The 12,807-nt window shown below is 36.1% G+C and carries 8 protein-coding genes; 4 read left to right on the top strand and 4 right to left on the bottom strand.

Annotated elements, in window-relative coordinates:
- Positions 1–10 precede the first annotated feature (10 nt).
- Positions 11–6,292: an Ig-like domain-containing protein gene (locus tag ACZ1JT_RS09715; protein WP_465093625.1), complete on the bottom strand. Its 6,282-nt coding sequence runs from the start codon at positions 6,290–6,292 to the stop codon at positions 11–13.
- Positions 6,293–6,907: 615 nt separating this feature from the next.
- Between ACZ1JT_RS09715 and ACZ1JT_RS09710 the strand changes: the two genes are divergently transcribed.
- On the top strand, positions 6,908–7,537 hold the full coding sequence (locus ACZ1JT_RS09710; RefSeq protein ID WP_465093624.1) for a helix-turn-helix domain-containing protein: 630 nt from the start codon (positions 6,908–6,910) through the stop codon (positions 7,535–7,537).
- 106 nt (positions 7,538–7,643) lie between these two features.
- Here ACZ1JT_RS09710 and ACZ1JT_RS09705 read toward each other — a convergent pair whose 3' ends face one another.
- Positions 7,644–7,844, bottom strand: coding sequence for a hypothetical protein (locus tag ACZ1JT_RS09705; RefSeq protein ID WP_465093623.1), 201 nt, complete (start codon positions 7,842–7,844; stop codon positions 7,644–7,646).
- The gene (locus tag ACZ1JT_RS09700) at positions 7,834–8,244 is read right to left on the bottom strand and encodes a carboxymuconolactone decarboxylase family protein (RefSeq protein WP_465093622.1); all 411 of its coding nucleotides are present in this window, start codon (positions 8,242–8,244) and stop codon (positions 7,834–7,836) included. The genes ACZ1JT_RS09705 and ACZ1JT_RS09700 overlap by 11 nt, the downstream gene beginning before the upstream one ends.
- A 388-nt stretch (positions 8,245–8,632) precedes the next feature.
- On the opposite strand from ACZ1JT_RS09700, the gene ACZ1JT_RS09695 reads away from it, so the two are divergent.
- The 3 genes from ACZ1JT_RS09695 (at position 8,633) to ACZ1JT_RS09685 (ending at position 12,117) form a co-directional block, all read left to right on the top strand.
- Positions 8,633–9,205 carry a non-canonical purine NTP diphosphatase gene (locus tag ACZ1JT_RS09695; RefSeq protein WP_465093621.1) on the top strand — a complete coding sequence of 191 codons (573 nt, stop codon included), beginning with the start codon at positions 8,633–8,635 and terminating at the stop codon, positions 9,203–9,205.
- A 180-nt stretch (positions 9,206–9,385) separates the two neighbouring features.
- Positions 9,386–11,275 carry a DEAD/DEAH box helicase gene (locus tag ACZ1JT_RS09690; RefSeq protein ID WP_465093620.1) on the top strand — a complete coding sequence of 630 codons (1,890 nt, stop codon included), beginning with the start codon at positions 9,386–9,388 and terminating at the stop codon, positions 11,273–11,275.
- A 77-nt stretch (positions 11,276–11,352) separates the two neighbouring features.
- Entirely contained in the window at positions 11,353–12,117 is a 765-nt protein-coding gene (locus ACZ1JT_RS09685) for a carboxypeptidase-like regulatory domain-containing protein (RefSeq protein WP_465093619.1), read from the top strand.
- Positions 12,118–12,132: 15 nt separating this feature from the next.
- Here the strand turns inward: ACZ1JT_RS09685 and ACZ1JT_RS09680 are convergent, their stop codons facing one another.
- Positions 12,133–12,801, bottom strand: coding sequence for a TrmH family RNA methyltransferase (locus tag ACZ1JT_RS09680; RefSeq protein WP_465093618.1), 669 nt, complete (start codon positions 12,799–12,801; stop codon positions 12,133–12,135).
- Positions 12,802–12,807: the final 6 nt, after the last annotated feature.

Below are 12,807 nucleotides of genomic sequence, written 5' to 3'. Positions count from 1 at the left end.
TTCTTTCTGCCTAACGCATTATATAAACCCATCCTGATTTGGTTGTGTTATTTGTTTCTCCTGTTTCGAACGTATAATAATAAGTTCCAGTTGCTAGTACATTACCATCGAATGTATTACTCACATTGGAAATCCCTTTCCAGTCATTTTGATACCCTCTGGTTTCGAAAACCAAATTTCCATAACGGTTATAAATTGCAAGTTTGTTGTTAGGATATAACTCTGCACACTTAATTGTAAAAGTATCATTAGAGCCATCTTCGTTAGGTGTAAATTCATTGTAAACTGTTAAACAAGGATCACTTGAGATACCTCCAACACAGATTTCAACAACCAAATTCAAAGTTTCAGAACTTGCCAAGTTACAAACCATAGTATTTTCATAAGTTACTCCTACCGAATTCGCTCCAGGCTGTTGCCATGTTATAGTTACATAATTATCGGTAGTTCCACCGCCGGCAGCAATCAAACCATCATCGCTTACTGTCCAAACATAGTTACTCATTCCTAACTCAGTAGTATAAGTAATTGATGATAAGACACAAGTTGTACTCTCGCCACCTATTATAGTTGCTGGAGAAGCTGTGTTAAAATGGACCATTACACCAAGTAATGAAGTGCTGAAACATCCCGTTACGCTATCAACCATTCCGGCATAATATGTTTCTCCATCTTCCAAAACAGTTGATGAAGCCAAAACATTCCCTCCAACTGGAGCATCGTACCAAATTACACCACTTTCGTTTACTTGAAGGGATGCTATTGTTGGACTATTTGCTTCACAAAAATTCTGAACTGAATTAATTGTTGTAGGTGTTGGTCCACTATTAAGATTAGCTGTAATGGCAAGAAGTGTTGTACTTGAACAACCGGTTACACTATCTGTCATTCCGGCGTAGTAGATTCCACCATTTACCAATGGAGTCGTTGAAGCTAAAATATTACCTCCTGTTGGAGCATCATACCAAATCACACCGCTTTCATTTACTTGTATCGATGCAATTGTTGGATTATCCGAAGTACAGAAATTTTGAATAGCATCGCTTGTTGTTGGCGTTGGTGTACTATTAAGATTAGCTGTAACGGCAAGAAGTGTTGTACTTGAACAACCGTTTACACTATCTGTCATTCCGGCGTAGTAGATTCCACCGTTTACCAATGGAGTCGTTGAAGCTAAAATATTACCTCCTGTTGGAGCATCATACCAAATCACACCGCTTTCATTTACTTGTATCGATGCAATTGTTGGATTATCCGAAGTACAGAAATTTTGAATAGCATCGCTTGTTGTTGGCGTTGGTGTACTATTAAGATTAGCTGTAACGGCAAGAAGTGTTGTACTTGAACAACCGGTTACACTATCTGTCATTCCGGCGTAGTAGATTCCACCGTTTACCAATGGAGTCGTTGAAGCTAAAATATTACCTCCTGTTGGAGCATCATACCAAATCACACCGCTTTCATTTACTTGTATCGATGCAATTGTTGGATTATCCGAAGTACAGAAATTTTGAATAGTATCGCTTGTTGTTGGCGTTGATGTACTATTAAGATTAGCTGTAACGGCAAGAAGTGTTGTACTTGAACAACCGGTTACACTATCTGTCATTCCGGCGTAGTAGATTCCACCGTTTACCAATGGAGTCGTTGAAGCTAAGATATTACCTCCTGTTGGAGCATCATACCAAATTACACCGCTTTCATTTACTTGCAACGATGCAATTGTTGGATTATCCGAAGTACAGAAATTTTGAATAGCATCGCTTGTTGTTGGCGTTGGTGTACTATTAAGATTAGCTGTAACGGCAAGAAGTGTTGTACTTGAACAACCGGTTACACTATCTGTCATTCCGGCGTAGTAGATTCCACCGTTTACCAATGGAGTCGTTGAAGCTAAAATATTACCTCCTGTTGGAGCATCATACCAAATCACACCGCTTTCATTTACTTGTATCGATGCAATTGTTGGATTATCCGAAGTACAGAAATTTTGAATAGCATCGCTTGTTGTTGGCGTTGGTGTACTATTAAGATTAGCTGTAACGGCAAGAAGTGTTGTACTTGAACAACCGGTTACACTATCTGTCATTCCGGCGTAGTAGATTCCACCGTTTACCAATGGAGTCGTTGAAGCTAAGATATTACCTCCTGTTGGAGCATCATACCAAATCACACCGCTTTCATTTACTTGTAAAGAAGCCACTGTTGGATAATTTGATGCACAGAAATCTTGGGTAGCAACTACAGTAGTTGGTGTTGCCGTTTCATTTACCTGAACAGTAACAGCTTTTAATGTACCGGAAAGATTAGCACAAGTTGTATCACTACTCATAGAAACATAGTACGTATAAGGGCTGTTTATTGTTGTAAGTCCCGAAACTGTTAAAGTTCCATTGGCTGCAATTGCATAAGTAATGCCGGCAACTGTTCCATTAATTATTGGCTGAGAAATATCATTTGCAAAGTACCACTCGAATTGTGGATTTAACAACGCACTGCTTGGCTGTAAAACAACCGAATCACCTAAACAAACATTCTGATTGTTTGCCTGAATATCTGAAACCGTAGAAAAAGGTAATATGGTAAATGTTATTGATTCTCTGTCTGGTTGTAATGTTTCACAATACTCATCCGAACTAACTCCAACATAGTATGTATAAGTTCCAGGTGTTAACCCCGTCAATTGTAAAACATTCGCATTTTGTCCAGGAATTAGAACTTGATTGGTTCCGTCAAAACTATACCAATAATAAACTACATTGGTAATCCCCGAAGCTACTAATGCTAATTGAGTCGTTAAAGTAACATCTCCGGTTTCACTACAAAACGTAGTATCTGTTGCAGCGTTTACCAATATATCCGTAAGGAACGGTTGTGGAGTTGAAGGTAAAATCGTTACCGTTATTTTAGTTCTAGAAAGCGCATCACATCCCCCACGAACCGGTTGAATATAGAAGTTATACGTTCCGGGTGTCATTATTGATGGTAGTGTATACGAAACTCCATCTGCCAAGACACTGCCTCCAGCTTCGGCATCATACCATCTGTAAGTGGTACACAGATCAGGAGTAATGGAAATCGTTCCGCCCTGACAAAGCGTTAAAGTCAAATCCGGACTATCAACCAAATCAATTAACGCTTCTCTTTTTATATAGTAAATTTCTAAAAAATCTAGTACGTTTGCTACCCCGCCTAATCTGATTCTTACTCTGTCGTAAGTCGGCAATTGTGTATTGCAAACAATTATTGCTTCACTACCGCCATTAAGCAATTCAAGGTTAGCCGTTACACCGTCAACAACTATTGGGTTTCCAACTGGTACATCTCCCATATATGCTTGCACTGTAAAACCTGCTAATGCACCTATCGACAAAACTGAACCAGATTTCGCAAGTTTAATTTTAAGGATATCCGTTGGTCTTGAAGGTGTTTTAAATTTTACTGTCAAATCAGATGCTGATAAAACTCCTACTCCATTGTACATAGTCGCAAAAGTCGTTTCACTAGCATCAACCGCATTCCAAGGATTCTGGACACTTGTTGTACTTGTTAAAGCTCCAACTCCTAAATCGTACACACCGTAAAAAACGTCTTCCACATCGCCAGATGTACAGGTAGCTGGATTTTCTTCCTCGTAATAATAAGCTTCATAAACTCTAGCATTTTGCGCAATGCTTAAAACCGATCCCACAATAACTCGAACACCATCGTATTGCCTTGGTCCTGTTATATCTGCAGGTACAAAAGTGTATTCAAAGCAATTTTCGCCTGGAAGCAAATCTACCAAACTTCCTGAAAGCGGTTGAATAGTACCAATATCTTCAGGAATTCCCAATCCGTTTCTTTTAGTTCCGATTACTGAGATTGCTCCAACAAGTGCTAAACCACTGTATTCTGAACCTAATTTTACAGTTAATGGTGTTCCTGCATGAACAGTTGTATTCCATTGTAAAGTTTGCCAAGTCGTTCCCACACCTAAAACTCCCAAACCAGTTATAATGGTTGAGTAAGTTTGTGGATTGTCATCAATAGCCTGATCCCCGTTAGCAACTCCTCCCGTGATTACTGAACCCACTGATTGTGTATTAGCATAAACTCTTTTTGAAAAACTATTACAGTTTAAAGCATCATTTACTACAACCGTAACCATTGCAGAAATACTACATAATGTATTATTTGCAACAACGACATAAGTATAGGTTCCTGATCTTGTAAACGGTCCAACAATATTGGATGCCATCTGATTTCCAGAAGCATCATAGCAGGCAACTGGAGAATTCGATGTATAAGCCAATGTTACACTGTTTCCGACTGTAACACTATACGAAGCGGGATTTACAATCAATTGCGGTAAAGGATTTACTGTTACTGCTACCGGTTGAAAAGCCGAAGCACATGCATTAACAGCATTCGTAGCTTGAACATAATAGGTTCCGCTGGTTTGTATTGACTGAGCAGCAGCTACAGATATTAAATTCATCGCTGAATCAAAGAAAGTATAAGTTGTAGACCCAGAAGTATCAGGACCAACAATGGCATCGGCCAAATTAACAGTCCCACAACCAGTTAGAAAAGCATCTACTGAAAGCTCTGTTTGAGTTGGAAAGATAACCTCTATAGGCAACAAAGTATTTGCTGCATTTTCACACAAACCATTTATTTCGGCAGCAATGTAATAAGTCATTGGACTATTTGTAGCATTCAAACCAGAAATGGTTAAAGTTCCTGCGGCAGCATCCTTGACATATGTTAATCCTGGATGCCCTGAAAAACCTGTTATTATTTCTTGAGTTTTTAACTGATCTGTATAATAATTGAATTCTGAATTTGAAATAGCTGCTGAAGGAATTAACACCGCTACTCCCGAGCAATTAGCGGTAACTGGACTGCTAATTGTAATATCCGAAGCTATCGGCATAGTTATCACTGTTACAACAACTGGAGTTCGGGTCGAAAGTTGTGTACACCCTGTTTGTCTCGCTGCTACATAATAAGTCGTTGTAGCAGTCAAAACTGGCGTATTATACCCTGCGTTAAATGCTGTAACCGCTAAAGGTATAGTATTAGTTAATGAATCATACCAAACCAAATCATTGCTGCTGTCAGTAGTTCCAAATAATGTAGTTGACTGTCCTGCACAAATTGTAACATTCTGAGAAGCTATAGCGATTCCTGGAGCTGCCGGCGATTTGTAAATATCATAAAACTTAACACCTTTAGTTAAATTCAATTGCACGGATGACGATAAGGTAAGTTTAACTCTATCAAAAGGCTGACCGGGAGAAATTGGGATTGTAGCCTTTTGTCCCGCACTTAGAAGTCCTAACAAATCTAAGTCTAGAACACTTCCTACATTCAATGTGTAAACTACATTAGTTCCGTTTAAAGCTTCGATTTTAAAACCATCAGATAAGCCAAGTGATAAGATTGAGGGATTATCCACCTGAACTGTGACATGAACCTGATCTGTTGGATTCGACAATGCATCAAAATAAGCCGTTTGACTCATGGTTCCTGCAACTGATAAAACCCCTAAACTAATTTGAGAATAACTATTTACATCAGTATCAATAGCGTTTTGAGGATTTGTAACTCCTGCTGCTCCTAGACCTAACAAATCTAAAGTCCCACCTGTACCGTCATAAGAAGTTGCAAAGGCAGAAGAACAAGCATTGGCTCCCGTGGTATAATAAGCATGATAAACCTTCATACTGTTTGATGTTCCCAACAAAACAGAAGCTGTATTATCTGTAATCTCAATGCGGTTATATGCTGCATTTGGTGTTATGGCGAAATAGAAGTTCCCATTAACATCCATAATTAATTTCCCTGCTTCAGTTGAAAAATTATTCTGACTGGAATAGGTTACTAAAGTTGTCGTATTGTTCTTAGCTGAAACTGTGAAATAATGATTTCCAAGGACTACTGTTCCCAGCGCATCAGCTAATCCACTACCTAAATTACCGCCCAAAAGTGCATTTAAAACATCTTGGTCAAAATCCATCCTTACGAATGTAGTTTTACCAGCCGGTACTATGGTAGGAAATTCGAGTTCTACTTTTCCGCTGTAGTTACCAATTCCTATTGCAATTCCACCATAGGAATTTAAGGATGCAAAAGAATTGTTGTTAACTGTGGCATTTGACGGATTAGTTGCATGATCTGAAGATACCAGCGCACTGGCATTAACATAGCTGACCTGTCCTAACATATCGGCATGAAAAACAAATAAAAATACCGATAGACAGTAAAAATGGATAATATTATCCTGAAGGGTAAACTTCCAGTTCATAAGCGATAATTTTAAGGGTTAATTTATTTTTGTTTAAACGAGATTAAAATCCCATTTCAATAGAAACCACTTTTAAAATAATCCAACTCCCCTTCATAAATCTGACTAAACAAGACTATTTACAATCGTATTCATATGGTAAAAAACCAATTTTTCAAATACAAATTCTAAACCTAAACACTAAAGTTTTAAATCTATAATGTTCCTTAAAAATATTTTTCAATACATGGATAACAAACAATAGCTATATACTTCATAAGCAATAAAAATCGCAAAACATGATTTTTACACTTAGCTAACAATGTCTATTCTAAAACCAACTATTGTTACATTTATAATGTTTTTCTTGTTAATTAATTTTTTTATAAAAAAATTCTTCTAAAAATCATGAAAAAATAACATTTTTTTATAAAAACTTTTATCAAATAATATTTTTTTTAATAGATTGCTTTTAACAAAAACCATAATATTATTTATTTCGTATATAAAATTAAACTCTGCATTTAGATATGAAAATTTACAAATATCACTCAATTTGCGATTTTGATTATTAATGCATAGTAAAAAAGAAAATTATTCTTACAACAATATAAAAGTATATTATTAATTGAGAATATGCAAGAAAAAAAATCGCATTTTGCGGAAAATACGATAAACGTGTTAAAAAAATCGTTGAAAGTTAAAACTGATCTCGAATTAGCAAAAATTTTGAATATTAAACCTAATACTATTTCGAGTTGGAGAAAGAGAAATTCATTAGATTATGAAAAAATAATTCAAAAATCTCTTGAGTTAGGAATCGATTTAAACATTTTGTTTAGCAACACACAGGATAACATTATAGTTAGTCCAGAAATTCCAATAATTTCAACTGATTTAATTTATCAATACACTTGTGGTCAATTAAATTCATTATCTGAACTTCCCACAATTAAATTGCCTTATCCATATAATAAAGGCAATATATTATTTCAAATTGAAAATAAAAAAATAAAAAAAATAAGCTCAACAAATTCATTTGCAATTTGTAGAAGAATAGAGCTACCTGAAACCAACAACGATGACTATTATATTATTATTAGTAGAAAAGTTGGGTTTTTCATAGCATCAATACATTTTACTTCAGGCACCTATAATGTTAAAATCATTCAAGATGATAAATCCGCATTCACCAAATCCGCATCAATTTCAATTGAAGATTTAGATGAAATATGGAAAATAAAAGGAACTTTAAATTTATTATAAGTATTAATATATAATATTTATTGAATATTATATTCACATCCTAGACTTGTTAGCTCCTGCTATACAGGTATCAATTTTATTTCCAATTAAAAAGCGAGAATCTTTTTTATTTTGATTCTCGCTCTGTAAGCTTAATTGCTGCTTTGTCATAATTTAAAACTACTTGTTTTATCTGACTAACAGCTTCTTCAGTAAGTTCACCTTTTGCTCCTTCGGCCAACCAACGCGCGGATGAAATTAAAGTTGCTAATTCGTAACTACTGAGTGTAATATTAAAAACCAGATTATTTTTTTTCTCAATGTGCATGCTGTGACATGTTTTCTTTTACATAATTACCTATTTGTTTTAATTCGCGGGCAAACTCATCATAGTCAGTTTGCATGCCATTTAAATAGGCACTCCAACCAAGCGACATTTTCGCATAATGTGCCGCTTCTTGGATTTCTGCATCTGTTGCTCCAAAAAGTTTTGCAGTTTCTGTGTGGAACAAAGTACAATATCTACACTTAGTTTCTGAATGTAACGCAATACCCATTAATTCTTTGTATTTATTAGGTATAAGAGTTTCTCCCAATTGGAGATTTTTAAACAATTCCCACTCAAAATCTAAGTATTCCTCTGGAATATCCTTCATGAACCCGGGTACAATACCCAAATGTTCAATTATCTCGGCTTCCACTTCATTACGTCTTCTTGCTATTGCCATTTTTTTTTATTTTAAAGTTATTTAGCAATCTGGCTCTATTAACAATTACGCTACAAAGTTACGAAAAACAAAGAATTTTATTCATAATTAATTGACAACCAGATTAATAGCATATATAATTGATTTATCGTACAAATTAAAACACACTTACACAAGCATTAATTACAATGTAATTATAAAAATCAAAATAAAGATTTCACCAAAAAACAATCCGAAATAAAAAAGATTGTTATACATTTGCACCCGAACGCACAGCAATGTGGTTACACGTTCATCATGAAAGTCGGGGGCTCCACCTCGGCTTTTGTATTTTTATGACGTTGCTACTCGACCGAATTTCAGCTAAAACTTTGTAACTTTGGCTATCAAAATTCAGAAACACTACACTATGCAACTCGTTTTCGCCTCGAACAATAAAAATAAAATCAAAGAAATTCAACAACTGGTTCCTTCCGAAATTGAAATTCTAAGTTTAGAAGATATTGGATGTGATGTTGACATTCCAGAAACCGCAAATACAATTGAAGGTAATGCCATTTTAAAAGCAAATTATATCACTGAAAAATACGGCTATAATTGCTTTGCAGACGATAGCGGATTGGAAATTGAAGTTTTAAACGGAGAACCTGGTGTATTCTCAGCTCGATATGCCGGACCTCAGCGAAACGATAATGACAATATGGATAAAGTTTTGAGTAACCTTCAAAATGAAGCGAATCGAAAAGCAAATTTCAAAACAGTTATTGCTTTAAACCTTGATAGCGAACAACATTTATTCACAGGAATTATAAACGGAAGTATTATCAGCGAAAAAAAAGGCACTAACGGATTTGGGTATGACCCAATTTTTGTGGCCGATGGTTACAACATGACGTTTGCCGAACTAACCATTGAAGAAAAATCAGCCATAAGTCATCGCGGAAAAGCGGTGAAACAATTGGTGGATTTTCTTAAAAAATAATCATTTTTATCAGCTAAAAAAGATTAATTCTACAAAATTTACACCCTCACAATTACAATCCCGAGCTTTAAATTGGCTAATTTATTGATTTTCAAATACTAATAAAAAGCCAAATAAAGTTTTTTCATTAGTTTATCTCATTAATTCGCTGTACTTTTGCACCCAATTTAAAAATACATAATGAATAAATTTGAACAATTAGGATTGAATGAATCGCTACTGCTGGCGGTTAAAGATCTAGGATTTGAGAATCCGTCAGAAGTACAGGAAAAAGCGATTCCAATACTATTGGAGCAAAACACAGACATTGTTGCATTGGCACAAACTGGAACAGGTAAAACAGCCGCTTTCGGCTTTCCGTTAATCCAGAAAATCGACGCTGATGACAAAAGCACTCAAGGCTTAATTTTATCGCCAACACGTGAACTTTGTTTACAAATCACTAACGAGATTAAACAATATTCAAAATACATTAAAGGCTTACACACTGTAGCGGTATATGGTGGAGCAAGCATTACCGAGCAGGCGCGTGAAGTAAAAAGAGGTGCACAAATTATTGTGGCTACTCCGGGTAGAATGCAAGACATGATTAATCGTGGACTTGTAAACATTAAAAACATTAACTTTTGTGTGCTTGATGAAGCAGACGAAATGTTAAACATGGGATTCTATGATGATATCTGCTCGATATTATCTGACACTCCAGATGAAAAAAACACATGGTTATTTTCGGCTACTATGCCACAGGAAGTTGCTCGAATTGCAAAACAATTCATGCACAATCCTCAAGAAATTACTGTTGGACACAAAAATTCAGGTTCAGCAACTGTTTCGCATGAATTTTACATGGTAAATGCTCGTGACCGTTACGAAGCATTAAAACGTTTAGCGGATGCTAACCCAGATATTTTCTCTGTAGTTTTTTGCCGTACGAAACGCGATACACAATCGGTTGCCGAAAAGTTAATTGAAGATGGATACAATGCTGCGGCTTTACATGGTGATTTATCGCAAGCACAACGTGATGGGGTAATGAAAGCATTCCGTGGTCGTCAAATTCAAATGCTTGTTGCTACAGACGTTGCAGCTCGTGGAATTGATGTAGACAACGTAACACACGTAGTTAACTACCAATTACCTGATGAAATCGAAACGTACAACCACCGTTCTGGACGTACAGGTCGTGCTGGAAAATTAGGGACATCGATAGTAATTGTAACTAAGAGTGAAATCCGTAAGATTCACGCGATTGAAAAAATCATCAAACAAAAGTTTGAAGAAAAAACTATTCCTAGCGGAATCGAAATCTGTGAAATACAGCTATTACACTTAGCCAATAAAATTCACGATACCGAAGTTGATCATGAAATTGACAACTATTTACCGGCTATCTATGAAGTTTTCCAAGATTTATCGAAAGAAGAACTAATCAAGCGAATGGTTTCGGTAGAATTCAACCGTTTCTTATCGTACTACAAATCGAAACGTGACTTATCAAGTCAAGGTAGCGAAAGAGGAGAAAGAAGTTCTGAACCAAGAGAAATTAGAGCTGGAGACCCGGTTCGTTATTTCATCAACATTGGCGCTAGAGACGATTTCGACTGGATGCAGCTAAAAGATTTCTTGAAAGAAACATTAGACTTAGGCCGTGACGATGTTTTCAAAGTAGATGTGAAAGAAGGTTTCTCTTTCTTTAACACCGACGGAGAACACACTGCTAAGGTTATGGACATCTTAAATGGTTATGACCTTAACGGAAGAAGAATTAATGTTGAAATCTCTAAAAATGATGGGGGAGGAAACTCTTCACGTCGTGACCATAACGGAAGAAATTCTGGAGGTCGCCGAGATGGAGGTTTTAGAGGAGACAGAGGTTCTTCCCGTAGAGAAGGTGGCTTTGGCGGCAGAAGCAGTGAAAGAGCTCCTAGAGGAGAAAGACGTGACGGAGGTGGAAGAAGCGAAAGTCGTTCAAGCGATAGAGCTCCTAAAAACGAAAGACGTTCAAGCTCATCGGCTCCAAGACGTTCGGATTCGAGCGCTCCAAGAGAAAGAAGACCTAGAAGAAGCTAACACTTTTTGTTAATTTTCTTCTAATAACTATAGAAACTACAAAATATCTAGTACATTTAGACTTTCTAAAACCAAGTATGAAATATTTTGTAGTTTTTTTATTGACTTTACTTTCGGCAACAGCTATTGCACAAGAAGATACCTATACTAAAATATCTGGAGTAGTTGTAAACGAATCCAATTTATTACCCAAAAAAGATGTAAACGTAATCAACCTTAGTACCGTAAAAGGAACTACCACTGATGGTATGGGTGAATTTGAGATTGAAGCTAAAGTAAACGACACACTACATTTTTCATACATCGGATTTCAATCGATTAAAATTCGTGTTTCGGCAGACTGGATTAAAAACAAAAAAGGATTTAAAGTAAAACTGACCGAAAAAGCCTTTGCTCTTGAAGAAGTTTTTATTCCGCGCTATTTACTAACTGGCTATATTGAAGTAGATACCAAGTTAATTGCACTAAACGACGCACACCGTTACAGCATTTCTGGATTACCTTACGGATACGAATCGGGTGGAAACTCTCAAGTAGGTAAAGTTTTAGGCGCTTTATCTAACCCGGCTGATGCACTTTATAATTTATTCGGAAAAAAACCGAAAGAAATGAAAAAGCTTCGCGAATTTAAAAAAGACGAAACAGTTAGAAATGTTTTAGCTTCAAAATACGATCGTGAAACGGTATGTTCCATTTTAGGTATCGATCAGAAAGAAATGAAAGATATTTTAAAAGGCTGTAATTATTCTGATGCTTTTATCGAAACCGCAAATGATCTTCAGATTATGGATGCCATAAAAGGTTGCTACGAAGATTACAAGTTATTAAAGAAAAGTAAATAGGTTACAGTAAAAAAACTAAACCTTTTCCAGATACTTCTTCGTTATAAAGTCGATATCCTTAATCGATTTACGAGTCCAATCAATTCGTTTTTCTAAAAGTTCTGCTTCGGTTAATTTCCAATCAATATCCGAATGACGTAAACGATTGGTTATATTCTGAATAATGATTGCCGCAGAAACCGAAATATTTAAACTCTCGGTAAACCCAACCATCGGAATTTTCAAAAAACCGTCGGCTTGTTGCATAACTTCTTCGGACAGTCCTAATTTTTCAGTTCCAAAAAATATTGCTGAGGGTTTCGTAATATCAAAATCTTCCAGCATACAGTCGTTTTCGTGTGGCGTTGTGGCTATAATTTGATACCCTCTTTCTTTTAAATTATCAATACAATCCTGATTTGACGAAAATCGTTTGATATCAACCCATTTTTCGGCACCCATAGCGATTTCTTTATCGATGCGTTTTCCAAAACGTTGCTCAACAACATTCAATTCCTGAATTCCAAACACCTCGCAACTACGCATTACAGCACTGGTATTGTGCAACTGATACACATCTTCCATGGCGATTGTAAAATGTTTCGTTCTGGTTTGAAGTACTTTCAGAAATCCTTCTCTACGGTTTTCCGTTATAAATTCTTCCAAATAATTAAGATAATCGTGATCCGAAAAAAGGTTTTCCATTAAAAC

It is taken from the genome of Flavobacterium sp. IC2-16 (genome assembly GCF_055521455.1).
Note: the sequence above shows the minus strand (reverse complement) of the source record. Positions and strands in the feature narration are given on the sequence as shown.

What these genes read in the sequence shown, in the direction of transcription:
- ACZ1JT_RS09715 (WP_465093625.1), bottom strand. Translation starts at nt 6,292, where the DNA reads ATGAACTGGAAGTTTACCCTTCAGGATAATATTATCCATTTTTACTGT.
- ACZ1JT_RS09685 (WP_465093619.1), top strand. Translation starts at nt 11,353, where the DNA reads ATGAAATATTTTGTAGTTTTTTTATTGACTTTACTTTCGGCAACAGCT.
- ACZ1JT_RS09705 (WP_465093623.1), bottom strand. Translation starts at nt 7,844, where the DNA reads ATGCACATTGAGAAAAAAAATAATCTGGTTTTTAATATTACACTCAGT.
- ACZ1JT_RS09680 (WP_465093618.1), bottom strand. Translation starts at nt 12,801, where the DNA reads ATGGAAAACCTTTTTTCGGATCACGATTATCTTAATTATTTGGAAGAA.
- ACZ1JT_RS09710 (WP_465093624.1), top strand. Translation starts at nt 6,908, where the DNA reads ATGCAAGAAAAAAAATCGCATTTTGCGGAAAATACGATAAACGTGTTA.
- ACZ1JT_RS09690 (WP_465093620.1), top strand. Translation starts at nt 9,386, where the DNA reads ATGAATAAATTTGAACAATTAGGATTGAATGAATCGCTACTGCTGGCG.
- ACZ1JT_RS09695 (WP_465093621.1), top strand. Translation starts at nt 8,633, where the DNA reads ATGCAACTCGTTTTCGCCTCGAACAATAAAAATAAAATCAAAGAAATT.
- ACZ1JT_RS09700 (WP_465093622.1), bottom strand. Translation starts at nt 8,244, where the DNA reads ATGGCAATAGCAAGAAGACGTAATGAAGTGGAAGCCGAGATAATTGAA.